Origin of the sequence: Streptomyces sp. NPDC046985, assembly GCF_040644415.1 — a bacterium.
Classification (GTDB): Bacteria; Actinomycetota; Actinomycetes; order Streptomycetales; family Streptomycetaceae; genus Streptomyces.
This window is the reverse complement of sequence record NZ_JBEYWK010000002.1, coordinates 360,954-383,872: the sequence shown is the minus strand read 5'-3', so window position 1 is coordinate 383,872 and position 22,919 is coordinate 360,954. Positions and strand designations below refer to the sequence as shown.

At 73.7% G+C, this 22,919-nt stretch carries 21 protein-coding genes and 1 pseudogene; 14 read left to right on the top strand and 8 right to left on the bottom strand.

The annotated features are described in order from the left end of the window. Positions 1–23: 23 nt before the first annotated feature. The gene (locus ABZ861_RS04290) at positions 24–1,121 is read right to left on the bottom strand and encodes an amidohydrolase family protein (RefSeq protein WP_361623392.1); all 1,098 of its coding nucleotides are present in this window, start codon (positions 1,119–1,121) and stop codon (positions 24–26) included. A gap of 438 nt (positions 1,122–1,559) precedes the next feature. Between ABZ861_RS04290 and ectA the strand changes: the two genes are divergently transcribed. The 4 genes and pseudogenes from ectA to ABZ861_RS04270 all read left to right on the top strand — a co-directional run. Further along, a complete protein-coding gene (ectA, locus tag ABZ861_RS04285) occupies positions 1,560–2,099 on the top strand; it encodes a diaminobutyrate acetyltransferase (protein WP_361623389.1) in 540 nt (179 codons plus the stop codon). A 101-nt stretch (positions 2,100–2,200) separates the two neighbouring features. Then, complete coding sequence (gene ectB / locus ABZ861_RS04280) at positions 2,201–3,472, top strand: diaminobutyrate--2-oxoglutarate transaminase (protein ID WP_361623386.1); 1,272 nt, start codon at positions 2,201–2,203, stop codon at positions 3,470–3,472. Between the two features lie 53 nt (positions 3,473–3,525). Continuing rightward, positions 3,526–3,930: an ectoine synthase gene (locus ABZ861_RS04275; protein ID WP_361623383.1), complete on the top strand. Its 405-nt coding sequence runs from the start codon at positions 3,526–3,528 to the stop codon at positions 3,928–3,930. 7 nt (positions 3,931–3,937) lie between these two features. Further along, a pseudogene (locus ABZ861_RS04270) lies at positions 3,938–4,069 on the top strand (ectoine hydroxylase); the annotation flags it as partial. 96 nt (positions 4,070–4,165) lie between these two features. Here the strand turns inward: ABZ861_RS04270 and ABZ861_RS04265 are convergent. From ABZ861_RS04265 to ABZ861_RS04255, 3 genes are all read right to left on the bottom strand, one after another. Then, complete coding sequence (locus ABZ861_RS04265; RefSeq protein WP_361623380.1) at positions 4,166–5,215, bottom strand: aminotransferase class V-fold PLP-dependent enzyme; 1,050 nt, start codon at positions 5,213–5,215, stop codon at positions 4,166–4,168. A 174-nt stretch (positions 5,216–5,389) separates the two neighbouring features. After that, positions 5,390–6,109: a DsbA family oxidoreductase gene (locus tag ABZ861_RS04260; RefSeq protein WP_361623377.1), complete on the bottom strand. Its 720-nt coding sequence runs from the start codon at positions 6,107–6,109 to the stop codon at positions 5,390–5,392. A gap of 267 nt (positions 6,110–6,376) precedes the next feature. Next, complete coding sequence (locus tag ABZ861_RS04255; RefSeq protein ID WP_361623374.1) at positions 6,377–7,366, bottom strand: helix-turn-helix domain-containing protein; 990 nt, start codon at positions 7,364–7,366, stop codon at positions 6,377–6,379. 70 nt (positions 7,367–7,436) lie between these two features. Between ABZ861_RS04255 and ABZ861_RS04250 the strand changes: the two genes are divergently transcribed. Then, complete coding sequence (locus ABZ861_RS04250; protein ID WP_361623371.1) at positions 7,437–8,840, top strand: MFS transporter; 1,404 nt, start codon at positions 7,437–7,439, stop codon at positions 8,838–8,840. Positions 8,841–9,018: 178 nt separating this feature from the next. On the opposite strand, the gene ABZ861_RS04245 is transcribed toward ABZ861_RS04250, so the two are convergent. Then, positions 9,019–10,548 carry an aldehyde dehydrogenase (NADP(+)) gene (locus ABZ861_RS04245; RefSeq protein ID WP_361623368.1) on the bottom strand — a complete coding sequence of 510 codons (1,530 nt, stop codon included), beginning with the start codon at positions 10,546–10,548 and terminating at the stop codon, positions 9,019–9,021. Positions 10,549–10,754: 206 nt separating this feature from the next. On the opposite strand from ABZ861_RS04245, the gene ABZ861_RS04240 reads away from it, so the two are divergent. Continuing rightward, the gene (locus ABZ861_RS04240; RefSeq protein WP_361623365.1) at positions 10,755–11,528 is read left to right on the top strand and encodes an IclR family transcriptional regulator; all 774 of its coding nucleotides are present in this window, start codon (positions 10,755–10,757) and stop codon (positions 11,526–11,528) included. A 1-nt stretch (position 11,529) separates the two neighbouring features. After that, a complete protein-coding gene (locus tag ABZ861_RS04235) occupies positions 11,530–12,003 on the top strand; it encodes a GNAT family N-acetyltransferase (RefSeq protein WP_361623362.1) in 474 nt (157 codons plus the stop codon). 121 nt (positions 12,004–12,124) lie between these two features. On the opposite strand, the gene ABZ861_RS04230 is transcribed toward ABZ861_RS04235, so the two are convergent. Next, positions 12,125–12,928, bottom strand: a complete 804-nt coding sequence (locus tag ABZ861_RS04230; protein WP_361623359.1) for an HAD family acid phosphatase — start codon at positions 12,926–12,928, stop codon at positions 12,125–12,127. A gap of 272 nt (positions 12,929–13,200) precedes the next feature. On the opposite strand from ABZ861_RS04230, the gene ABZ861_RS04225 reads away from it, so the two are divergent. Further along, on the top strand, positions 13,201–14,058 hold the full coding sequence (locus tag ABZ861_RS04225) for an alpha/beta hydrolase (RefSeq protein WP_361623356.1): 858 nt from the start codon (positions 13,201–13,203) through the stop codon (positions 14,056–14,058). Between the two features lie 127 nt (positions 14,059–14,185). Here the strand turns inward: ABZ861_RS04225 and ABZ861_RS04220 are convergent, their stop codons facing one another. Together ABZ861_RS04220 and ABZ861_RS04215 are read right to left on the bottom strand one after the other, a co-directional pair. Beyond that, positions 14,186–15,349 carry a hypothetical protein gene (locus ABZ861_RS04220; RefSeq protein WP_361623353.1) on the bottom strand — a complete coding sequence of 388 codons (1,164 nt, stop codon included), beginning with the start codon at positions 15,347–15,349 and terminating at the stop codon, positions 14,186–14,188. Continuing rightward, positions 15,346–16,296, bottom strand: a complete 951-nt coding sequence (locus ABZ861_RS04215; protein WP_361623350.1) for a 5-dehydro-4-deoxyglucarate dehydratase — start codon at positions 16,294–16,296, stop codon at positions 15,346–15,348. The genes ABZ861_RS04220 and ABZ861_RS04215 overlap by 4 nt, the downstream gene beginning before the upstream one ends. Positions 16,297–16,571: 275 nt before the next feature. Here ABZ861_RS04215 and ABZ861_RS04210 point away from each other — a divergent pair, with 275 nt between their 5' ends. From ABZ861_RS04210 to ABZ861_RS04185, 6 genes are all read left to right on the top strand, one after another. Beyond that, on the top strand, positions 16,572–17,381 hold the full coding sequence (locus tag ABZ861_RS04210; RefSeq protein WP_361623347.1) for an NAD(P)-dependent oxidoreductase: 810 nt from the start codon (positions 16,572–16,574) through the stop codon (positions 17,379–17,381). A gap of 253 nt (positions 17,382–17,634) precedes the next feature. Then, positions 17,635–18,405: a DeoR/GlpR family DNA-binding transcription regulator gene (locus tag ABZ861_RS04205; RefSeq protein WP_361623344.1), complete on the top strand. Its 771-nt coding sequence runs from the start codon at positions 17,635–17,637 to the stop codon at positions 18,403–18,405. Between the two features lie 188 nt (positions 18,406–18,593). After that, the gene (locus ABZ861_RS04200) at positions 18,594–19,967 is read left to right on the top strand and encodes a sugar ABC transporter substrate-binding protein (RefSeq protein ID WP_361623341.1); all 1,374 of its coding nucleotides are present in this window, start codon (positions 18,594–18,596) and stop codon (positions 19,965–19,967) included. Then, on the top strand, positions 19,964–20,902 hold the full coding sequence (locus ABZ861_RS04195; RefSeq protein ID WP_361623338.1) for a sugar ABC transporter permease: 939 nt from the start codon (positions 19,964–19,966) through the stop codon (positions 20,900–20,902). Before ABZ861_RS04200 ends, ABZ861_RS04195 begins: the two co-directional genes overlap by 4 nt. Continuing rightward, entirely contained in the window at positions 20,899–21,762 is an 864-nt protein-coding gene (locus ABZ861_RS04190) for a carbohydrate ABC transporter permease (protein WP_361623335.1), read from the top strand. Before ABZ861_RS04195 ends, ABZ861_RS04190 begins: the two co-directional genes overlap by 4 nt. Beyond that, positions 21,759–22,748 carry a zinc-dependent alcohol dehydrogenase family protein gene (locus ABZ861_RS04185; protein ID WP_361623332.1) on the top strand — a complete coding sequence of 330 codons (990 nt, stop codon included), beginning with the start codon at positions 21,759–21,761 and terminating at the stop codon, positions 22,746–22,748. The genes ABZ861_RS04190 and ABZ861_RS04185 overlap by 4 nt, the downstream gene beginning before the upstream one ends. Positions 22,749–22,919 lie beyond the last annotated feature (171 nt).

Sequence of the window (22,919 nt, the reverse complement as noted above, 5' to 3'; positions counted from 1 at the left end):
GCCGTTTCACGCCCCCCGTCCCGTCAGCTCGTGACCCGGCCGTTCAGGATCACTCGGCGTGGGGCCGCGAGGACGCGTACGTCGGCTCGGGGGTCCTGTTCGTAGACCACCAGGTCGGCCGGGGCGCCCTCGTCCAGGCCGGGGCGGCCGAGCCAGGAACGGGCGGCCCAGGCCGTCGCGGACAGGGCCTCCAGCGGCGGGATGCCGGCCGTGACCAGTTCCGCGACCTCCGCGGCGACCAGGCCGTGCGGGAGCGAGCCTCCGGCGTCGGTGCCGACGTAGACGGGGATGCCGGCGTCGTAGGCGGCGCGCACGGTGTCGTAGCGACGCTCGTGGAGCCTGCGCATGTGCGCCGACCAGCGCGGGAAACGGGTCTCGCCGCCCGCGGCGAGCCGCGGGAAGGTGGCGATGTTGACCAGGGTGGGGACGATCGCGACGCCGCGTTCGGCGAACAGCGGGATCAGGTCCTGGGTGAGGCCCGTGGCGTGCTCGACGCAGTCGATGCCCGCCTCCACCAGGTCGCGCAGCGCGTCCTCGGCGAAACAGTGCGCGGTGACGCGGGCGCCCAGCCGGTGGGCCTGTGCGATGGCCGCCTCGGCGGCCTCGCGCGGCCAGCAGGCCGACAGGTCGCCGAGGTCGCGGTCGATCCAGTCGCCGACCAGCTTGACCCATCCGTCGCCGCGCCGGGCCTCCCGGGCGACGTAGGCGACCAGGTCCGCGGGCTCGATCTCGTGGGCGTAGCCGCGGATGTAGCGGCGGGTGCGGGCGATGTGCCGGCCCGCCCGGATGATCTTCGGCAGGTCCTCGCGGTCGTCGATCCAGCGGGTGTCGGAGGGCGATCCGGCGTCGCGGACGAGCAGGGTTCCGGCGTCCCGGTCGGTGAGCGCCTGCTTCTCGGAGACGTCGTCGGGGACCGGGCCGTGCGCGTCGAGGCCGACGTGGCAGTGGGCGTCGACCAGACCGGGCAGCGCCCAGCCCTCGACGGTCCGCACGTCCCGCGCGCCCGCCGGGCGCTCGTAGGCGATCCGGCCCCCGACCACCCACAGTTCGTCGCGGACCTGGTCCTCCCGCGGGCCGACGAGCACCCGCCCCTTCACGTGCAGCACCGCCTGATCGCTCATGTACCGCACCCTAGTGCGGTGACCGACGGCGGCGAACGGCCCGCGCGATCCCCGGGATCAGCCCGCCCGGCCCGGGACAGTCCGGCGGCCGCCGGGAAGCGAGGTGCGGATATTGAGCGAATGACCGGGACGAGAAAGTGAGAACAATTCCAGGAATTAATGCTCAGATATCTTTCACACGGCGTCTGCCCTGTTTTCCGGGCGGCAAACCCGTGCCCCGACGGCATTACGTCACATAATTCCGCGAGGTTCCCAACAGGTTACGTCGCTGTGGCGCACTCCACAGATCTCCTCTTTCTGTCCAGTGATTCGCTGTGAAAACGGTACATTCCGTCCCGACTCGCGCGACCGCACGCTCGCGCGATAACACAGGACCGCCCTTCGCGTAAAGGAATCGGGCGATGCATTTTCGAATTCAGCCCGGTAAGTTCGTTCCACATGACCGCCGCACAAGCAGACCTGCGTACCGACCTCTCGGAAGAACTGGATTCCGTGACCATCGACCGTCCCGCAGTCGGCGACGGCGCCGCGTTGTGGCGGCTGGCCAAGGACTCGGGAACGCTGGATCTGAACTCCTCCTACAGCTACCTGCTGTGGTGCCGTGACTTCGCCGCGACCTCCGTCGTGGCGCGCGGCGCCGACGGCGAGCCCGTCGGGTTCGTGACCGGATACGTGCGGCCGGACCGCCCGCAGACCCTCCTCGTGTGGCAGGTCGCCGTGGACGCCGGCCAGCACGGCCGCGGCCTGGCCGGCCGGCTGCTGGACGCGCTGGCCGCCCGCGTCGCCGCCGAGAGCGGACTGACGGCCCTGGAGACCACCGTCACCCCGGGCAACACCGCCTCGGAGCGCATGTTCGCCTCCTTCGCCGCCCGCCACGGCGCCGAGGTCGAGCGCGAGGTGCTGTTCGCGACCGAGCACTTCCCGGACGGGCCGCACGACCCCGAGGTGCTGCACCGCATCGGCCCCCTCCACTTCTGAGCCGAATGCCGAAGCGCGCCGCGCCCCCCGCGCCGCCCGGCCCTCTCCGGCTTTCCCCGGCCTCACTCCCTCCCCTCCCCCACCCCGAGGAGCGATTCGTCGTGACCATCACCCAGCCCGACCTGAGCGTCTTCGAGACCGTCGAGTCCGAGGTGCGCAGCTACTGCCGCGGCTGGCCCACCGTCTTCGACCGCGCGCAGGGCAGCCGCCTGTACGACGAGGACGGCCATGAGTACCTCGACTTCTTCGCGGGCGCCGGGTCGCTCAACTACGGCCACAACAACCCCGTGCTCAAAAGGGCGCTGATCGACTATCTGGAACGCGACGGCATCACCCACGGACTGGACATGTCCACGGTCGCCAAGCGCCGGTTCCTGGAGACCTTCCAGAACCTGCTGCTGCGCCCGCGCGATCTGCCCTACAAGGTGATGTTCCCGGGCCCGACCGGCACCAACGCCGTGGAGTCGGCGTTGAAGCTGGCGCGGAAGGTGAAGGGGCGCGAGGCTGTCGTGTCGTTCACCAACGCCTTCCACGGCATGTCGCTGGGCTCCCTCGCGGTGACCGGCAACGCCTTCAAGCGGGCCGGCGCCGGCATCCCGCTGGTGCACGGCACGCCCATGCCGTTCGACGACTACTTCGACGGCACGGTCCCGGACTTCCTGTGGTTCGAGCGGCTGCTGCTGGACCAGGGCTCCGGCCTGAACAAGCCGGCCGCCGTGATCGTGGAGACGGTGCAGGGCGAGGGCGGCGTCAACGTCGCACGGCCCGAGTGGCTGCGCGCCCTCAAGGAGCTGTGCGAGCGGCAGGACATGCTGCTCATCGTCGACGACATCCAGATGGGCTGCGGCCGCACCGGCGCCTTCTTCTCCTTCGAGGAGGCGGGCATCGTGCCGGACGTCGTCACCGTGTCCAAGTCCATCAGCGGCTACGGACTGCCGATGTCGCTGTGCCTGTTCCGCCCCGAGCTGGACGTCTGGGAGCCGGGCGAGCACAACGGCACCTTCCGCGGCAACAACCCGGCGTTCGTCACCGCCACCGCCGCCCTGGAGGCGTACTGGACCGACGGCGCGGCGATGGAGAAGCAGACCCGCGCCCGCGGCGAGCAGGTCGAGCAGTGGCTCGTCTCCATCACCGAGGAGAACCTCGCCGACGTCAGGGAGTACCGGGGCCGGGGCCTGGTGTGGGGCCTTGAGTTCCACGCCAAGGACCGCGCCAATCGGATCGCCCGCCGCGCCTTCGAACTGGGTCTGCTCGTGGAGACCTCCGGGCCCGAGAGCGAGGTGGTTAAGCTGCTGCCGGCCCTGACCGTCACCCCCGAGGAGCTGGACGAGGGCATGAGCGTCCTGGCCCGCGCGGTCCGCGAGACCGCCTGACCGGCGCCTCGACCCCACCGCCGTCACCGATTCGCGAGGAGGCACGCACCACCGTGATCGTCCGTTCGTTCAAGGAGATCGAAGGCACCGACCGGCACGTCAAGGCGGCGTCCGGCACCTGGGAGAGCAAGCGCATCGTCCTCGCCAAGGAGAAGGTCGGCTTCTCCCTGCACGAGACGATCCTCTACGCGGGCACCGAGACGTCCATGTGGTACGCCCACCACATCGAGGCCGTCGTCTGCGTCGAGGGCGAGGCCGAGCTGACCGACCGCGAGACCGGCGAGACGTACACGATCACGCCCGGCACCATGTACCTCCTGAACGGGCACGAGCGGCACACGCTGCGCGTCAAGGAGGACTTCCGCTGCCTCTGCGTGTTCAACCCGCCCGTCACCGGCCGGGAGGACCACGACGAGAACGGCGTCTACCCGCTGCTCACCGAGCCCGAGGAGGTGTGAGGCGTCCATGACCGCCCCCGCGCACACCGTCACCGGCCTCTGCCCCACGCGCGGCGCCGCCGAGGCGACCGCTCCGCGCCCGGACCCGGTCGTCTGGGGCTCACCGGCCACGCCCGGCCCGATCGCCGTCGCCGACCTCTAGGCGCCGGTGAAGTGACCCGCCGACCGCACGGCCGGGGCCCCTGCGCGCGTCCGCGTGCGGGGGCCCCGGCCGTGCGGTGTCCGGGCGGCGGGCTCAGCCGGCCAGCACGTCCAGCAGCCGGTCGGCGTCCGCCTCCGTGTTGTACAGGTGGAAGGCGGCCCGCAGACTGCCCGCGCGGGCGGACACCTCGACGCCCGCGGCGCTCAACTCGGCCTGCCTGTCGTCCAGTCCGGGCACGGACACGATCGGTGAGCCGGGAGCGGGCAGAGGCTCGTGGCCCAGCGAGAGCAGTCCGGCGCGGAACCGGTCGGCGAGGGCGACGTCGTGCGCGCGGACGGCGTCCACGCCCAGTTCCTCGACGAGTTCCAGCGAGCGGCGACCGCCCGCGTAGGAGAAGAGCGCCGGGCTTTCGTCGAACCGGCGTGCGCTGCGGGCGAGTTCCGCGACCGGGCCGTACGTGCTCTCCCAGGGCCGCTCCCCGGCCACCCAGCCGGCGAACAGCGGGGTGAGGCCGCCGAGGTCCTCCGGGACGACGAGGAAGGCCATGCCCCGCGGGCACAGCAGCCACTTGAAGGCGACGGCGGAGAGGTAGTCGTGGTCGCCCGCGCCGAGGTCCAGCCAGCCGGCCGCCTGCGAGGCGTCGACGTAGGTGCGCGCCCCGTGCGCGCGGGCCGCCGCCCCGACGGCGTCCAGGTCGGCGACGCGGCCGTCCGCCGACTGCGCGGCGCTGACCGCGACCAGGGCCGTGCCGGGGCGCACCGCCTCGGCCATCCGCTCCAGCGGCACGCTGCGCACCTTCAGGTCGCCGCGGACGTGGAAGGGGTTCACCACGGAGCTGAAGTCGCACTCCGCGGTGACGACTTCGGCGCCTGCGGGCAGCGAGGCGGCGATCAGGCCGCTGTAGACGGCGACCGAGCCGCCCGCCGCGACCCGGCGGTCCGGGACCCGCAGCAGCCGGGCGAAGCAGGCGCGGGCCGCCTCCACGTCGGCGGACATGTCGGTGGGCTGCCCTGCCGCGGCCGCCTCGACCGCGGTGCGCAGCGCCGCCACGGCACGCGCGGGCAGCAGCCCGAAGGACGCGGTGTTCAGGTAGGTGTTCTTCGGAGCGAACTCGGCGCGGACGAGAGTCTCGAAGGTCTCCATGGGGCCCACTGTGCGGCCCGGCGCCACCGAAGTCCATCACACACGCCTGGACGCGCGGCGCGCGTCGTCCGGCGCCCGGTGGCTCGCGTCCTGAGTCCGCGCCCGGCGCGGACGGCCGACTCGTGCGCGCCGAGGCGCGCCCCCTCACGCTGAGCCGCGCGTTCGGCGCGCCGCTCAGTTCTGCGGCACGGCGCAGCCGTCCGGGCCGCAGGCCTGGGCCTCGTCCTGGCCGACCGGCCGCAGCAGCGGGGCGCGCTCCCCCCACGCCTGCTCCAGCGCCTGGGCGAAGACCTCGACGGGCTGGGCGCCGGAGACGCCGTAGGCGCGGTCGAGGACGAAGAACGGCACGCCGGTGGCGCCCAGCTCGGCGGCCTCGCGTTCGTCGGCGCGCACCGCGTCGGCGTAGGCGTCCGGGTCGGCGAGCACCGCGCGGGCGGCCCCGGCGTCCAGGCCCGCCGCGGCGGCCAGTTCCACCAGGCGCTCGGCGCCCTCGGCGTACACCGACCGGTCCTCGGCGAAGTTCGCCCGGTACAGCGCGTCCAGCAGCTCGCTCTGGCGGCCCTGCTCCTTGGCGAAGTGCAGCAGCCGGTGCATGGCGAAGGTGCTGCCGTGGTCGCGGCCGCGGGCGCGGTAGTCCAGGCCCTCGGCGGCGGCCTGCGCGCCGAGCCGGTCCTCGCCCGCCTCCGCCTGCTCCTGGCTCATCCCGTACCTGCGGGTGAGCAGGGTGAGCACGGGCTCGACGTCGTCCTCGGCCCGGTTCGGGTCCAGCTCGAAGGAGCGGTGCACCACCTCGACCGCGTCACGGTGCGCGAAACCCGCCAGCGCCTTCTCGAAGCGCGCCTTTCCCACGTAGCACCAGGGACAGGCGATGTCCGACCAGATCTCGACGCGCATGCTCTCGGTTCTCTTCCACTCGTACCGGACGGGGAGGACAGGCGCCCTCCGCCGGGTACGTGAACCTTCAATAAGCGTGGTTCATTCCCCGCGGCCGGATGCGCCCGCCGCGTACGACGGACCGCCGCCGGGCCGGACCGCCGCCAGACCGCGTCCAGACCGGACCGCCGCCGGGCCGCGGCCGGGCCGGACCGCGGCCAGACCGGACCGCCGCCGGACCAGACCGGACCGGCGGCCGAACCGGTCCGCGGCCAGACCCGTCCCCGGTCACGCCGCGCGGGAGTCGGGCCGTGCGACGGCGGCCGGGAGCCGGCTGAACTGGCTGCGGTACGCGCTCGGCGTCAGCCCGGTGCCGCGCACCACGTGGGCGCGGAGCGAGTCGGCGGTGCCGAGCCCGCAGGCGCGGGCCACCTGGTCCATGGGCAGGGCGGTGGTCTCCAGCAGCTCTCTGGCCCGTTCCACGCGCTGGTGGAGCAGCCACTGCAAGGGGCTGACCCCGCTCTCGGCGTGGAAGCGGCGGGTGAGGGTGCGCACGCTGACGCCCGCGTGCCGCGCCAGGTCGGTGAGCGTGAGGGGCTTGTCGAGGTTGCGCATGGCCCAGCCGCGGGTGTCGGCGCAGACGGCGCCGCGCTCGGGCGGCAGCGGGGTGTGCGCGAACTGGGTCTGTCCGCCGGGCCGGACCGGGGCGACCAGGGCCCGGCGGGCGACCTCGTTGGCGACGGCGGCGCCGTAGTCGGTGCGCACGAGGTGCAGGCACAGGTCGATGCCGGCCGCGTAGCCGGAGGACGTGACGTACGGGCCGTCCTGGACGTAGAGCACGTCGCCCCGGAGGTCGACCTGCGGGTAGCGCCTGCGCATCTCCTCGGCGTGGGCCCAGTACGTGGTGGCCCGGCGGCCGTGCAGCAGCCCCGCCTCGGCGAGTTGGAAGGCGCCGGTGCACAGGGCGGCGATGCGCTTGCCTGCGGCGGCCGCCTCGCGGACGGCGGCCACGATCCGGGGTTCGGGGTCGTAGGGCTCGCCGGTGCCCGCGACGATCACCGTGTCCGCCTCCCGCACGGCCTCCAGACCGTGCCGCACATGGAGGTCGAGGCCGCCGCTGGTGGGCACCGGGCCCGGTTCGGCCGCGCAGACCAGCACCTCGTAGCCCGGCCCGCCGTCGGTCTCGACCTTTCCGAACAGCATCTCGGGGATGGCCAGGTTGAACATCGACACGGGCGAGGGGGCGATGACGGCGACGCGGTGCGGGGACAGGGGCATGGCCAGAACCTCCGGACGCATGGCATTCGGGCCACTACTGTACGACGGCGGAGATCCGCAGCATGGCCGTATGACGACGAACCAGACTCTGAGCAGCACTCAACCCACTGCCCTGAGAGCCCGGTTGAGACCGCGGAGACCGAACGGGGCCGCCGCCCCCTCGCCCGCGCTCACGCTCGCCGCCGCCCTCCTCGGCTTCGCGTTGATCACCCTGGACACGTCCGTGGTGAACGTGGCGCTGCCCGCGATCGGCGCCGACCTCGGGGCCGGGATGTCCGGCCTGCAATGGGCGGTGGACGCCTACACGCTGCCGTTCGCCGCGCTGATGCTGTCCACCGGGGCCTTCTCGGACCGGGTCGGGGCGAGCCGCGCCTACGCGCTCGGCGCCGCGGTGTTCACCCTCTCCTCGGTGGCCTGCGCCCTGGCGCCCGGACTGCCCGCGCTGATCTGCGCCCGTGCGGTGCAGGGCGTGGCGGCGGCGGTCGTGCTGCCCGCCTCGCTGGCCCTGGTGCGGCAGGCGTATCCGGATCCCGCGCGGCGGTCCCGGTCGGTGGCCGCCTGGGCGGCGGGCGGTTCGGCCGCGGTGGCGCTCGGGCCGGTGGCGGGCGGTCTGCTCATCTCGGCCCTGGACTGGCGCGCGATCTTCTTCGTCAACGTGCCGGTGGGAGCGGTGATCCTGGCGCTGCTGGTGCGGGCCCCGCGGTCGCAGGGCCGCCCCGCGCCGCTGGACCTGCCCGGCCAGGCGGCCGCGGTGCTCGGCCTGACCGCCCTGACGTTCGCGGTGATCGAGGGCGGCGCGGCGGGCCGGGCCGCCTTCGCGGCGGCCGTCGTCGCGTGCGCCGCCTTCCTCCGGATCGAGGCGCGCAGCGCGCATCCCGTGGTCCCGCTCGGTCTGTTCCGCGACCGGACGGTGGTCGCCTCGGTGGCGACCGGCGCGGCGGTCAGCGTGGCCTTCTACAGCATGGTGTTCGTCTTCTCGCTCTTCTTCCAGCAGGTGCAGGGCCTTGGCGCGCTGGCCGCCGGGCTGGCGTTCCTGCCGATGACGGGGCTGATCGCGGTGACGAACGTGGTGGCCGGCAAGCTCGCGGGCCGCTACGGCCCCCGGCTGCCGATGCTGGTGGGCCAGCCGCTGGCGGTGGCCGGCCTGTGCCTGCTGCTGTGCGTCGGCGCGGGGACGCCGCCGCCTGTGGTGGCCGTGCTGCTCGTGCCGCTGGCGCTGGGCTGCGCGCTGACGGTGCCGCCGCTGACCGCCGCGATGATGGACGCCGTGCCCGCCGAGCGGGCGGGACTGGCGGCCGGGGTGCTGAACGCGGCCCGGCAGACGGCGGCCGGACTGGGGATCGCCGTCTTCGGGACGCTGGTCGCAGGCGACTTCGCAGCGGGGATGCGACGGTGCCTGGGGATCGGCGCGGCGCTGCTGGCGGTGACATGGCTGCTGTGCTTCACCGACCGGCGGGGGCGGGGTGGGTCCTAGGCGGGACCGGGACGCCGCCTGCGGGGGCGGGGTGCGCCGTAGCCGGGCCCTTGGATGCCGCCTCTAGGGCCAGGGTACGTAGTGGCCGGAACCCGGGATGCCACTCCCTGGGGCCGGGTGCGTCGTAGCCGGGCTCCGGGATGCCGCCTCCGGGGCCGGGCGAGGGCCCCGTCGCCGGTCAGCGTTCGAGGCGGCCGTCGTAGCGGCGGGGCAGGCCCAGCGGGTTGTCGTCGCGCAGTTCGGGCGGCAGCAGGGCCTCGGGGGCGTTCTGGTACGCCACCGGCCGCATCCACCGTTCGATCGCCGTGCCGCCCACCGAGGTGGACGTCGAGGTGGTGGCCGGGTAGGGGCCGCCGTGGTGCTGGGCCGGGGCCACCGCGACGCCGGTCGGCCAGCCGTCGACGACCACGCGTCCGGCGAGCGGGGTCAGCGCGGCCAGGAGCGCGGCGCCGCCGCCCTCGCCCGCCGCCTCTCCCTCGGACAGGTGCGCGGTCGCGGTGAGGTTGCCCGGCAGCCGGGACAGCACCGCCGTGACCTCGTCCTCGCCGGTGTAGCGGGCCACCACCGTGACCGGCCCGAAGCACTCCTCCAGGAGCAGATCGTGCGCGCCCTCGCCGGTCAGCCGCTTCGCCGGGACGGTCAGGAAGCCCGCGCGCACCGCGCGCTCCTCGCCCGCGCCGGGGGCCAGCGGCGACTCCACGTCCGGCAGCGCGGCGCGCTCGGCCGCCCCGGCGAGGAAGGCGTCGCGCATCCGGAGGTCGAGCAGGACGCCGGGGGCGGCGGCGCCGACGGCGTCCGCGAGGGCGTCGACCAGGCCGTCGCCCGCCGGACCGGACGGGACGAGCACCAGGCCCGGCTTGACGCAGAACTGCCCGGCGCCCAGGGTCATGGACCCGGCCAGGCCGGCGCCGATCGCCTCCCCGCGCTCGCGCGCCGCCTCCTCGGTCACCACCACCGGGTTCAGCGAGCCCAGTTCGCCGTGGAAGGGGATCGGCGCCGGGCGGGCCGCCGCCGCGTCGAACAGGGCCCGGCCGCCGCGCACCGAGCCGGTGAAGCCGGCGGCGGCGACCAGCGGGTGTTCGACCAGCTCGACGCCCGCCGCGAAGCCGTGCACGAGACCGAGCACCCCCTCGGGGACGCCGTGGTCGGCGGCGGCCCGGCGCACCGCCCCGGCGACCCGTTCGGACAGCTCCGGGTGGTCGGGGTGGGCCTTGACGACGACCGGGCAGCCGGCGGCCAGCGCGCTCGCGGTGTCGCCGCCCGCGACGGAGAAGGCGAAGGGGAAGTTGGAGGCGGAGTAGACGGCGACGACGCCGAGCGGGACCTTGTAGCGGCGCAGGTCCGGGACGGGCGGGACGGCGCTGTCGTCGGGGTGGTCGATGACCACGTCGAGGAAGGCGCCCTCGTCGACGACGTCCGCGAAGGCCCTCAACTGGTAGCAGGTCCGGGCCAGTTCGCCGGTCAGCCGGGGCGGCCCGAGCGCGCTCTCGGCGTCGGCGGTCTCGACGAGCCGGTCCCGGTCCGCCTCCAGCCGGTCGGCGGCGGCGCGCAGGAAGGCGGCCCGGACGGCGCGGTCGGCCAGCGCGCCGCGCGTGCGGTGCGCGGCGCGGACGGCCTCGTCGACCTCCCGGGCCGTGGCCTCGGTCGCGACCTGGGCCCGCTGCCTCCCGGTGCGGGGGTCGACGCTCCAGACGGGTTCTGCTGCCACCGCGGGTCCCTCCCGATGTCCTGACCGGACCTGTCCTGCCGCTGTACGCGGACCGCGCGGACCGGTGGGTCGCCCACCGAGCCGTTCGATATACTGAACGCTGTCTCTGGTGATGAATGCGCTGCCGGAGACTATATCTCCTCGCGCACCCGCGTAACCTCTGTGCGTACGTGCGCACTTCTCGTCCCACGGAGGGGTTGAGGGCGATGCCGGCAGACGACGCGGGCGGCGGGGCGCCGGTCAAGTCCGCGGTGCGGACCGTGGAGTTGCTGGAGTACTTCGCGAGCCGGCCCGGCATGCACGCGCTGGCCGAGGTCCAGGAGGCCGTCGGCTACCCCAAGTCCAGCCTCTACATGCTGCTGCGCACGCTGGTCGAGCGGGGCTGGGTGGAGACCGACGCGACGGGCACGCGGTACGGCATCGGCGTGCGCGCCCTGCTCGTCGGCGCCTCCTACCTGGACGGCGACGAGATGGCGGCGGCGGCCCGCCCGACCCTGGACCGCCTCGCCGACGACACCACCGAGACGATCCACCTCGCCCGGCTGGACGGCGCCGACGTCGTCTACCTGGCCACCCGTCAGTCGCAGCACTACCTGCGCCCCTTCGCCCGGGTCGGCCGCCGGCTGCCCGCCCACACCACCTCGCTCGGCAAGGCGCTGCTGAGCACCCGCACCGACGAGCAGGTGCGCGCGCTGCTGCCCGAGACGCTGCCCGCGCTGACCGAGCACACCGTCACCGACCGCGAGAAGCTGATCGCCGAGCTGCGCCGGATCCGCGAGCAGGGCTTCGCCGTGGACCGCGAGGAGAACACCCTGGGGCTGCGCTGCTTCGGGGTGGCGATCCCGTACCGCGACCCGGCCCGGGACGCGATCAGTTGCTCCATCCCGGTGGCGCGTCTGACGCCCGCGCACGAGCATACGGTGCGGGACGCCCTCTTCGACGCCCGCGACCGGCTGACGCTTGCCGCCCGGAGGCTCTGAAATGACGCATGTGACGCTGCGCGCTGTGCACGACAGCGACCTGCCGGTGTTCTTCCGGCACCTCAACGACCCCGCGTCGCTGTGGATGGCCGCCTTCGTCCCGAGGGACCCCGCCGACCGCGCCGCCTTCGACGCGCACTGGGCGAAGCTGCGCGACTCCCCCGTCGTGCTGCGCACGATCCTGGCCGACGGCGACGTGGCCGGCAGCGCCGCGGTGTACGGCGAGCCGGGCGAGCGCGAGGTCACCTACTGGGTGGACCGCTCCCTGTGGGGGCGGGGCGTCGCCACCGCGGCGCTGCGCGCCCTGCTGGCCGAGGCGCCCGAGCGTCCGCTGTACGCGCGGGCCGCGGCGGACAACGCGGGCTCGCTGCGGGTGCTGGGCAAGTGCGGCTTCGAGCAGGCGGAGTCGGTCCGCGGGTACGCCGAGGCGCGCGGCGAGGAGATCGACGAGATGGTCCTGATCCTGCGGGACTGATACACGGCGCTCGCTCGGCCGGACACCGCCGTGCGCCGCCGGGCCGGGGCCCGCGGACCGCGCGGGGGCGGGCCCGGCGCCGCCGCGCCGCGCCCGCCCCCCGACCGGTCCGGTCCTCGTCCTAGTTGACGAAGTACGTCGGGTTCGGCAGCTTGTAGGCGCGGTCGGCGTAGCCGCCGTCCAGGTCGGAGTACTGGTCGCCGAAGTTCGCGACGATGTCGTACCCGAGGGACTCGATGTGCTTGCGGGTGCCGGACTTGTACTGGACCGTGGTGCACTTCCAGGCGCCCGGCGCCGCGCAAGCGCTCAGGTAGGCGGGCGGGTTGGCGGTGTCCTTGAGGAACATGTGCCCGGCGTCGAGGTTCACGTCGGCGCCGACCTTCTTGAGGTTCTGCACGGCGGCGGTGCGCTGCGCCTCGCTCAGACCGGAGTTGTAGAAGACCGCGAGGCCCTTCTTCGCGGCGTACCGCACGAGCGCGGGGCTGCCGAAGACCTCCGGGCGGTCGGCCTTGTTGACGTAGGCCGCCCAAGTGGCGCTGTCATAGCCGAAGTTGTTCTTCTTCTCGTAGTCCAGGCTCAGCAGCAGCGTGTCGTCGACGTCGAAGACGACCGCGGGCTTCCTGTCCCCGCGCCTGCCGTGGTGCGTCCGGTCGGCCACCTTGTCGATGTATCGCTTGGCGGCGGCGTCGATGTGCGCGAGATCCTGGGCGTACGGGCTGTACCGGGACGCCTGGTAGACGCCGTCGGCGTCCAGCGCGGCGCCGTAGTAGGCGTCGATGTCCTTGGTCAGCAGCCCGATGTTGTAGGGCTCGTGCGTGGAATCGGCCGTGGACTGGCCGGCGGTGGCGGCGCCGGCGCCGTAGAGCGCGCCGGCGGCGACGGCGCAGGCGGCGGCCGCGGCGGCCGCTCTGAGGGACTTCCGCATGGGATCTCCGGATCTGATGGGTGGCGGGTGCGCCAGGTCACGGACTGTCTACGCGCATTGCGGCCGCGGCGGGTACGGCGTTATCCGATCGATACACGTGGGCGCGAGACCGCGCCGCCACGTCCTCGCGCCCGCCCCGCGGCCGCGGCGCGGTTCACCCGATTGCCCCGCCCGTGAGGGCGAACGTGAGGGGCGCGTTCAAGGCTGGGATCCCCGGCGTCGCACGGCGGCCCTCACCCGGTCGCCCGACGCCCTTCACTCGAAGGAGTGCCATGCGCATATCCGGCACGTCACAGCGCCGCTTCCGCGCCTCTCGCTGGGGTGCGGCCGTTCTAGCCGCGTCCGCGACCGTCTCCGCGCTGGCGGCGGTGGCCGCCCAGGCCGACGGTCCGGGGGGCGACCCCGACCCCAAGCTGCCGACCGTGGTGCTCGTGCACGGCGCCTTCACCGACGCGTCCAGTTGGAGCGGTGTGGTGGAGCGGCTCCAGAGGAACGGCTACAAGGTCATCGCGGCGGCCAACCCGCTGCGCGGCATCCCCCAGGACTCGACCTACCTCGCGAGCCTGCTCAAGAGCGTCAAGGGGCCTGTCATCCTGGCCGGCCACTCCTACGGCGGCGAGGTCATCTCCCAGGCCGCCGTCGGGAACGCCCAGGTCAAGGCGCTGGTGTACATCAACGCGCTGATGCCGGACGTCGGGGAGTCGTTCACCACCCTCACCGCGAAGTTCCCGCCGGCCGAGCTGACGAAGGCGCTCAAGAAGGTGCCCTTCCGCAACGGCGACGGCACGAGCGGAACGGACGTGTACGTCCGGGCCGACAAGGTGCACCGGGCCTTCGCCCAGGATCTGCCCGTGCAGAAGACCGACGTGCTGGCGGCCAGTCAGCGCCCCCTCGCCCTGAACGCGTTCACGGACAAGCTCACTAAGGTCGCGTGGCACGACAAGCCCGTCTACGCGCTGGTCAGCCGGCAGGACCGGTCCATCGACCCCGGCCTGGAGCGGTTCGAGGCGAAGCGGGCGCACGCCCGCAAGACGGTGGAGATCGACTCGTCGCACGTCGCCCCCGTCTCCCATCCCCAGGAGGTCGAGGACCTGATCGTCCAGGCCGCCAAGGACTCCATGCAGAGCTAGGGCGTGTTGCGAGAGTCCCGTCTGCCCGGCGGCTTCCGGCGGCTTCCGGCGTCCGGCGGCTTCCGGCGTCTGGCGGCTTCCGGCGGCTTCCGGCGAACCCCTCCGGCCACAGCGCCGGCGCCCCAGCTCAGAGGTGCGCGAGGGCCGCGCGCACCGCGGCGAGATCCTCGTCGGAGGCCAGACCGGCGTGGTAGAGGCGCAGTTCGGCGGCGCCGAGGTCCCGGGCGAGGGCGGCGTCTCGGGCCAGCGCGTGCGGACGGCCGCCGAGGCCGGAGACGACGGTGAGGTTGGCGGCCAGCACGGCGTCCGCGCGGCCCTGCTCCGCGAACGGGGCGAGCAGGCCCGCGCCGCCCGTGCAGGGCACCACCACGCCGTCCGCGACGGACAGGATGTGCGCGGGATCCACTCCGGCGTCGGCGCCGCAGTGGTAGGAGACGGGGTCGGCGTGCAGCAGCACCCGGAAGCCCGCGGGCGCCGCCGCGCGCACGGCCGCGACCACCGTCTCCTGGAGCGTGCGGGCCGTCTCGTCGCGCCAGGCGCGCGTGCGGGCGGCTCGGTCGCCGCCGAGCAGCCGCCGCACTCCGGCCCAGCCGCCGCCCGAGGGCGCTCCGCGCCACACCGGCGCCAGGGCGGCGCGCACGGCGGCGGCCAGCTCGCGGGGGTCCGCTCCGCGCGCGCCGTAGCCCGCCTCGCAGGCGGGGCAGAAGCACAGGGACATCAGATAGTGCCCGGCGTCCGCGAGGGCGACTCCGGCGATCTTGTCGTGGGCGTGCAGATGGGCGAGCCCGTACCAGCCGAGGGACTCCAGTTCGGTTCCGCTCGCGCCGGGCCGTACGGCCGCCTCGGCGGCCAGGGCGGCCAGGTAGGCGCGGGTGGCGGGCTGGGCGACGCAGGGCGCCCACGGGTAGCGGTCGCCGTAGGCGTTGACCACGCAGGCGTCCGGACGGTCGGCGCCCAGGCCGGAGTTGTGCGCCAGCACCACCCAGGAGTGCACGTCGAGTCCGGCGCCGGCCAGGGCCGCGGCGGCCTCGCCCCAGGCGTCTCCGGGCGCCCAGTCCCCGGCCGGGCGGGGCCGCAGGGCGCGGCCCTCCCAGTGGGCGCCCGGCGGGTAGAGCACCGCGGAGTGCCAGGCGGTGACCACGCGGTGGCGCGGGTGGCGCGGCGTCAGGGCGCGGGTGGAGTGGTAGGCGGAGGCGAGGGTCGCCTGGCGCACCCCGAGCGCGGCGACGCGGCCCGGCGCCTCCGGGTCGCCGTTCACGTCCCAGGGGTAGAGGAACGCCGCCGCCTTCACGCCGGGCCGCCGTCCCGCTCCAGCAGGGCGACGCCGTGCTCGATGAGCCGGGCGAGCCGCTCCAGGTGCTCCCCGGCCGGCTCGTGCAGCGGCGGGCGCACCTCCCCCACGTCCAGTCCGCGCAGCCGCACCCCGGCCTTGACCAGGGAGACGGCGTATCCCGCGCCTTGGGCGCGCAGTTCGCCGAACGGGCGGTAGAAGCCGTCCAGGAGCCGGTGCGCGGCGGCGTCGTCGCCCTCGCGCAGCGCCCGGTGGAAGGCGAGGGCGATCTCGGGGGCGAAGCAGAACACGGCGGAGGAGTAGAGCGGCACGCCGACGCCGCGGTACGCGAGCTGGGTCAGCTCGGCGGTGGGCAGGCCGTTGAAGTACAGGAGGCCGCCGGGCGACTCGGCGCGCACGGCGCTGACGATCCGCTGCATGAGGTCGAGGTCGCCCACGCCGTCCTTGAGGCCGACGATCCCGTCGGCGCGGGCCAGTTCGACGGCCGTGGCCGGGGTGAGGACGGCGTTGTCGCGCTGGTAGACGATCACGGGCAGCGAGGTCGCGCCGGCCACCTCGCGGTAGTGGAGCAGCAGCCCCCGCTGGCCGGCCGCGACGAGGTACGGCGGCAGCACGAGCAGGCCGTCCGCGCCGGCGGCCTCCGCGATCCGGGCGTAGCGCACGGCGAGGGCGGTGCCGTATCCGGCGCCCGCCACGACCGGTACGCGCCCGGCGGCCGCCCGGACGGCCGCCCGGACGCACGCCTCGAACTCCTCGGGGGTGAGCGCCGGGAACTCCCCCGTGCCGCAGCAGGCGAAGACGGCCGCGGCGCCCGCTTCGACGCCGCCGCCCACATGGGCGCCGTAGACGTCGAGGGCGAGGCCGCCGCCGGGCGCGAAGGGGGTGACGGGGAAGAACAGCGGCCCGCTCGGGGCGCTGAGGCGATCGGCGAGGGGGGCGGACGGCACGGGCTCTCCCAGGGGCAGGCACTCACGTCTCTGATCGCTGTCCACATGTGTGAACTCGCCCACGCTAGGGGCCGCTTCGCCGCCGGTCAAGGGTGCCGGACGACGGCGCCGGGCCGTCCCCCGTGACGCGGCCGGGCCATGCGGTTGACGTAGTACGCCGGTGATCCCTAGCGTGTCGGGGCTTCCCCTCATGTGAACGACGACCACGAGTGCGACCGCGGCCCGCGGCCAGGGCGTTCACGGCGCGACCGCCGCCCGAGGCAAGGAGACCGAGGATGCCCGCTCCCCGCACCGTTCTGCTCACCGGCGCGGCCGGCGGCGTCGGCGCCATGCTGCGCGACCTGCTGCCCGGGTACGGACACACGCTGCGCCTGCTGGACATGCGGCCCGTCGAGGGCGAGCCGGACGCGATCACCGCGGATCTCGCGGACCGCGCGGCCCTGCGCGAGGCGGTCCGGGGCGTGGACGCGGTGATCCATCTGGCGGGCATCGCCCTGGAGGCCCCGTTCGAGAAGATCCTCGCGGCCAACATCGCGGGCGCCTTCCACCTCTACGAGGCGGCGCGCGAGGAGGGCGTCCGCCGGATCGTCTTCGCCTCCTCCAACCACGCGGTCGGACACACCCCCGTCCCCCGGGACGGCGCCCCGCTCATCCCGGTCGGCGCCCCGCACCGCCCCGACACCTTCTACGGCCTGTCGAAGTGCTTCGGTGAGGATCTGGCCCAGCTCTACTGGGACCGGCACGGGCTGGAGACCGTCTCGGTGCGCATCGGCTCCTGCTGTCCGGCGCCGGTCGACGTGCGGATGCTCTCGCTGTGGCTGAGCCCCGCCGACTGCGCCCGCCTCTTCCACGCGGCCCTGACCGCCGAGCGCGTCGGCCACACCGTCGTCTACGGCTCGTCCGCCAACACCCGCCTGTGGTGGGACCTGACGAGCGCGCGGGCGCTCGGCTACGAGCCCCAGGACGACGCCGAGGTCTACGCCCCCGCCCTGCTCGCCGCACACGGCGAGCCGGACCCGACCGACGAGGCCCAGGCCCGCCTGGGCGGCTCGTTCGTGACCGACCCGCCGCTCTGGCCGTACTGAGACCGGTCCGGGCGGCGGTCGGGCGCGGAACGGGCGCGCGGGCGGGCGTGTTCGGGCAGCGGCGGCGCCCGATCCCACCCCCTCCGGCGCGGCCGCGCAGGTCCGCGCCGGGCGCCGCCCCGGGCGAACGGGCACACCCGGGCATTATCGGACCCTTAACAGACCTGGTCAGCACCGCGCACCCGCTGTAGAACTTTCCCCCAGGGCCCCACCGGGCCCGAACGGGCGACCTTCAGGGAGGCAGGTGCCGGTCATGGGCGTGCGCACGGCGGAGGAACGGCAGCGGGAGATCGTGCGGGTCGCCCGCGGCGACGGCCAGGTGGACGTCACCGCACTCGCCGTCGCGCTGGGCGTCGCCAAGGAGACCGTGCGCCGGGACCTGCGCGCCCTGGAGGACCACGGCCTGGTCCGCCGCACCCACGGCGGGGCCTATCCGGTGGAGAGCGCCGGCTTCGAGACGACGCTCGCCTTCCGGGCCACCAGCCACGTGCCCGAGAAGCGCCGGATCGCCGCCGCGGCGGCCGACCTGCTCGGGGACGCCGAGACGGTCTTCGTCGACGAGGGCTTCACCCCGCAGCTCATCGCCGAGTCGCTGTCAAGGGACCGGCCGCTGACCGTGGTCACCGCCTCGCTGCCGGTCGCGGGCGCCCTCGCCGAGGCGGAGAGCGTCTCGGTGCTGCTGCTCGGCGGCCGGGTCCGGGCGGGCACCCTGGCCACCGTGGACCACTGGACGACGAAGATGCTCGCCGGGTTCGTCCTCGACCTCGCCTACATCGGCGCCAACGGCATCTCCCGCGAACACGGCCTGACCACGCCCGACCCTGCGGTCAGCGAGGTCAAGGCCCAGGCGATGCGCGCCGCGCGGCGCACCGTCTTCGCGGGGGCGCACACGAAGTTCGGCGCGGTCAGCTTCTGCCGGTTCGCCGAGGTCGGCACGTTGGAGGCGATCGTGACCAGCACCCTGCTCCCCGCCGCCGAGGCCCACCGTTACGCCCTGCTGGGACCGCAGGTCGTGCGGGTCTGAACCGGCGGCGCGCCTCACCCCCGTAGATCTCGCCCCTGTCCCTCTTTGTCCGTTCGCGTCTGTATGCGCGTCCATTCGTGTCCGCCTGTGTCCGTGTCCGCACCGTCCGCGCCCCTCAGTTCCCCACCTCGCTGTCCCCTCGCCCATCCCGTCATCACCTCCCCTTTTCCTACGTCCAGGAGCGATCCATGCGAACCCAGAGCCGACGGAGGCCGCCGCGAGCGAAGCTCGCCTTGACCGCCGTAGGGACGCTGCTCGCCCCGCTGCTCTCCGGCTGCTGGGTCGGCGCCGGCGGAGCGGGGTCCGGCGGCGACGCCGTCAACGTCCTGATGGTCAACAACCCGCAGATGGTGACGTTGCAGAAACTCACCGCCGCGCACTTCACCAAAGAGACCGGCATCAAGGTGAACTTCACCGTGCTGCCGGAGAACGACGTCCGCGACAAGATCAGCCAGGACTTCGCCAACCAGGCGGGCCAGTACGACGTCGCGACGCTCTCCAACTACGAGATACCGATCTACGCCCGCAACGGCTGGCTGCACCCGGTGGACTCCTACGTCGCCAAGGACCCGTCCTTCGACCAGCGGGACGTGCTGGCGCCGATGCGCCAGTCGCTCACCGGCGACGACGGAAAGCTCTACGGCGAGCCCTTCTACGGCGAGTCGTCCTTCCTGATGTACCGCAAGGACGTGTTCGCCGCGAAGGGCCTGACGATGCCCGCCCGCCCCACCTGGCAGCAGGTCGCCGACCTCGCCGCGAGGGCGGACGGCGCCCGGCCCGGGATGAAGGGCGTCTGCCTGCGCGGACTGCCCGGCTGGGGCGAGCTGATGGCGCCGCTGACCACTGTGGTGAACACCTTCGGCGGCACCTGGTTCGACAAGGACTGGACGGCGCGCCTGGACTCCCCGGAGTTCGAGAAGGCGACGAAGTTCTATGTCGACCTGGTCCGCCGCCACGGCGAGTCCGGCGCCGCCCAGTCCGGTTTCGCCGAGTGCCTGAACGACATGACCCAGAGCAAGGTCGCCATGTGGTACGACGCCACGTCCGCGGCCGGCCTGCTGGAGGCCAAGGGCTCCCCCGTCCGCGGCAAGATCGGCTACGCCCCCGCGCCCGTGGACCGCACGGCCTCCTCCGGCTGGCTCTACACCTGGGCCTGGGGCATCCAGCAGACGTCCCGCAACCCCGACAAGGCGTGGAAGTTCGTCTCCTGGGCGTCGAGCAAGGAGTACGAGCACCTGGTCGGCGAGCAGGTGGGCTGGTCGGACGTGCCGGCCGGCAAACGCGCCTCCACGTACGCCGACCCCGCCTACCGCGAGGAGGCCGCCGCCTTCCAGGAGACGACGAGGCGCGCCATCGAGAGCGCCCGGCCGAACGACCCCGGCGTGCAGCCGCGGCCCGCGCCCGGCATCCAGTTCGTCGGCATCCCCGAGTTCACCGACCTCGGCACCAAGGTCTCCCAGGAGATCAGCGCGGCCATCGCCGGACGCCAGTCCGTCGACGCGGCCCTGAAGAAGTCCCAGCACCTCGCCTCGAAGATCTCCAAGGAGTACGAGGGACGATGACCGCCACGACCACGGCCCCCCTGGCCTCCGCCGCCGCGCGAGGCGCCCGCCCGCCCTCGGCCCGGCTGCGCGCCTGGGCCACCCGCGCCCCGCTGCTGCCCGCCCTCGTCTTCATGATCGCCGTGACCCAGCTCCCGTTCGTGGCCACGCTGGTGATCTCCCTCTTCGACTGGAACGCCCTCTACCCCAAGGCCCGCCGCTTCGCCGGAATCGACAACTACCGGCAGGTGCTCACCGACGCCGACCTGCGCCAATCGGTGTGGACGACCGTGCTCCTGACCGTGGCCGTGGTGCTGGTCAGCCTGGTCCTGGGGCTGGCGCTCGCGCTGCTGCTGGACCGCCGCTTCCCCGGCCGGGGCGCGGTGCGCACGCTGCTGATCGCCCCGTTCCTGGTGGTCCCGGTCGCCGCCGCCCTGCTGTGGAAGCACGTCCTGTACAACCCGGAGTACGGTCTGATCAACGGCCTGCTGCACCTCGTGGGCGGGCCGCAGCCGGACTGGATCTCCCACACCCCGCTCCTGGCGGTCGAAGCCTCCCTGGTGTGGCAGTGGACGCCCTTCATGATGCTGATCCTGCTGGCCGGGCTCCAGAGCCGGGACCAGCAGCAGATCGAGGCCGCCCGGGTGGACGGGGCGAGCGACTGGCAGGTCTTCGTCCACCTCACGCTGCCGCACCTGCGCCGCTACCTGGAACTGGGCGCTCTGCTCGGCTCCATTTACATCGTGCAGAACTTCGACGCGGTGTTCACCCTCACCTCCGGCGGACTGGGCACCGCCAACCTCCCCTACACCGTCTACCAGAGCTTCTACCAGGCCCACGAGAACGGCCTCGCCTCGGCGGCGGGCGTCCTGGTGGTCATCGGCTCCATCGTCATCGCCACCTTCGCCCTGCGCGTGGTGTCGTCCCTGTTCCGCGAGGAGGTGTCCGGCGCATGAGTGCCGCGAGCGCAGCGAGCGCCACGACCGTACGAGCCCCGCGCAGGCGGGGAGCGGGCCTGGGCCTGGTGGCCTGGCTGGCCGGCGTCGTCTTCTTCCTGCCCATCGCCTGGATGGCGCTGACCTCGTTCCACTCGGAGGCGGACGCGGCGACCAACCCGCCGTCCCTGGCCGCCTCGCTCACCCTGGACGGGTACCGCGACTTCTTCGGCGTCGGCGGCGGCGCCAGCCCCTGGCCGGCGCTGGTCAACTCCACGGTGGCGTCGACCGTCTCGACGGCGCTCGTCCTGCTGCTGGCGCTTCCGGCGGCGTACGCGCTGTCCATCCGGCCGGTGCGCAAGTGGACGGACGTGCTGTTCTTCTTCCTGTCCACCAAGATGCTGCCGGCGGTGGCGGGCCTGCTGCCGATCTACCTCTTCGCCAAGAACGCCGGGATGCTGGACGACATCTGGCTCCTGGTCGTGCTCTACACCTCCATGAACCTGCCGATCGCGGTGTGGATGATGCAGTCCTTCCTCGCCGAGGTGCCGGTCGCGGTGATCGAGGCCGCCCGGGTCGACGGCGCGCGCCTGCCCACGATCCTGGCCCGGGTGGTCGCGCCCATCGCCCTGCCGGGGATCGCCGCGACGGCCCTGATCTGCTTCATCTTCAGTTGGAACGAACTGCTGTTCGCCCGGGTGCTCACGGGTGTGGTCGCCGAGACCGCCCCCGTGTTCCTGACCGGCTTCATCACCAGTCAGGGCCTGTTCCTGGCCAAGGTGTGCGCCGCGTCGCTCGTCGTCTCCCTGCCGGTGCTCGCCGCGGGGTTCGCCGCCCAGGACAAACTCGTCCAGGGCCTGTCGTTGGGAGCCGTGAAATGAAGGCCGCCGTCATCGAGGCCGTGGGCCGCGCCGTCGTCACCGAGGTCCCGGACCCGACGCCCGGACCGCGTGACGTCGTCGTGGAGGTCGCCGCCTGCGGTCTGTGCGGCACCGACCTGCACATCCTCCAGGGCGAGTTCGCGCCCGAGCTGCCGATCACACCGGGGCACGAGTTCGCGGGCGAGGTGGTCGCCGTCGGCGCCCAGGTCACCGAGGCGACGGTCGGCGACCAGGTGGCGGTGGACCCCTCCCTGTACTGCTACGAGTGCCGGCACTGCCGGAACGGCCACAACAACCTCTGCGAGCGCTGGGCCGCGATCGGCGTGACCACGGCGGGCGGCGCGGCCCAGTACGCCGTGGCGCCGGTCGCCAACTGCGTGAAGCTGCCCGAGCACGTGCGCACCCAGGACGCGGCCCTGGTGGAGCCGCTGTCCTGCGCGGTGCGCGGCTACGACGTGCTCCAGTCCCGTCTCGGCGCGCACGTCCTCGTCTACGGCTCGGGCACCATGGGCCTGATGATGCTGGAGCTGGCCAAGCGCACCGGCGCGGCGAGCGTCGACGTGGTCGACCTGAACCCGGCCCGCCTGGAGACCGCGCGCAAGCTGGGCGTGTCGGCGGCCGCCGTGAACGCCGACGAGCTGGACCGGCCGCAGGGCTGGGACCTCGTGATCGACGCCACAGGCAACGGCGCGGCGATCCAGGACGGCCTGGAGCGGGTGGCCAAGGCGGGAACGTTCCTTCAGTTCGGCGTGGCCGACTACGCGACCCGCGTGACGATCGACCCGTACCGCATCTACAACCAGGAGATCACCATCACCGGGTCGATGGCGGTGCTGCACAGCTACGAGCGGGCGGCGGAGCTGTTCGCGAACGGCGTGCTGGACCCCGAGGTCTTCATCAGCGACCGGCTGCCGCTGGAGGAGTACCCGCGCGCGCTGGACCAGTTCGCGGCGGGCGTGGGCCGGAAGATCCTGGTGGTGCCGTAGCCCGACGGCTGACGGCTCGCGGTCGGCGGCTGGCGGTCGGCCGCTGGCGGCTGGCGGCTGGCGGCTGGCGCGGCAGGGTGAAGGAGTGAACGGGGTGGGGGGCCGTCGGAGCCGTCCGGCGGCGCCTCACCCGTTCGGCGGGTAAGGGAACGGTAAAGCGCCCTTGTGCGT

Excerpts from the sequence above, each read along its gene's own strand:
- ABZ861_RS04290 (WP_361623392.1), bottom strand. The coding sequence starts at position 1,121 with ATGAGCGATCAGGCGGTGCTGCACGTGAAGGGGCGGGTGCTCGTCGGC.
- ectA (WP_361623389.1), top strand. The coding sequence starts at position 1,560 with ATGACCGCCGCACAAGCAGACCTGCGTACCGACCTCTCGGAAGAACTG.
- ABZ861_RS04265 (WP_361623380.1), bottom strand. The coding sequence starts at position 5,215 with ATGGAGACCTTCGAGACTCTCGTCCGCGCCGAGTTCGCTCCGAAGAAC.
- ABZ861_RS04260 (WP_361623377.1), bottom strand. The coding sequence starts at position 6,109 with ATGCGCGTCGAGATCTGGTCGGACATCGCCTGTCCCTGGTGCTACGTG.
- ABZ861_RS04255 (WP_361623374.1), bottom strand. The coding sequence starts at position 7,366 with ATGCCCCTGTCCCCGCACCGCGTCGCCGTCATCGCCCCCTCGCCCGTG.
- ABZ861_RS04250 (WP_361623371.1), top strand. The coding sequence starts at position 7,437 with ATGACGACGAACCAGACTCTGAGCAGCACTCAACCCACTGCCCTGAGA.
- ABZ861_RS04240 (WP_361623365.1), top strand. The coding sequence starts at position 10,755 with ATGCCGGCAGACGACGCGGGCGGCGGGGCGCCGGTCAAGTCCGCGGTG.
- ABZ861_RS04235 (WP_361623362.1), top strand. The coding sequence starts at position 11,530 with ATGACGCATGTGACGCTGCGCGCTGTGCACGACAGCGACCTGCCGGTG.
- ABZ861_RS04230 (WP_361623359.1), bottom strand. The coding sequence starts at position 12,928 with ATGCGGAAGTCCCTCAGAGCGGCCGCCGCGGCCGCCGCCTGCGCCGTC.
- ABZ861_RS04225 (WP_361623356.1), top strand. The coding sequence starts at position 13,201 with ATGCGCATATCCGGCACGTCACAGCGCCGCTTCCGCGCCTCTCGCTGG.
- ABZ861_RS04210 (WP_361623347.1), top strand. The coding sequence starts at position 16,572 with ATGCCCGCTCCCCGCACCGTTCTGCTCACCGGCGCGGCCGGCGGCGTC.
- ABZ861_RS04205 (WP_361623344.1), top strand. The coding sequence starts at position 17,635 with ATGGGCGTGCGCACGGCGGAGGAACGGCAGCGGGAGATCGTGCGGGTC.
- ABZ861_RS04200 (WP_361623341.1), top strand. The coding sequence starts at position 18,594 with ATGCGAACCCAGAGCCGACGGAGGCCGCCGCGAGCGAAGCTCGCCTTG.
- ABZ861_RS04195 (WP_361623338.1), top strand. The coding sequence starts at position 19,964 with ATGACCGCCACGACCACGGCCCCCCTGGCCTCCGCCGCCGCGCGAGGC.
- ABZ861_RS04190 (WP_361623335.1), top strand. The coding sequence starts at position 20,899 with ATGAGTGCCGCGAGCGCAGCGAGCGCCACGACCGTACGAGCCCCGCGC.
- ABZ861_RS04185 (WP_361623332.1), top strand. The coding sequence starts at position 21,759 with ATGAAGGCCGCCGTCATCGAGGCCGTGGGCCGCGCCGTCGTCACCGAG.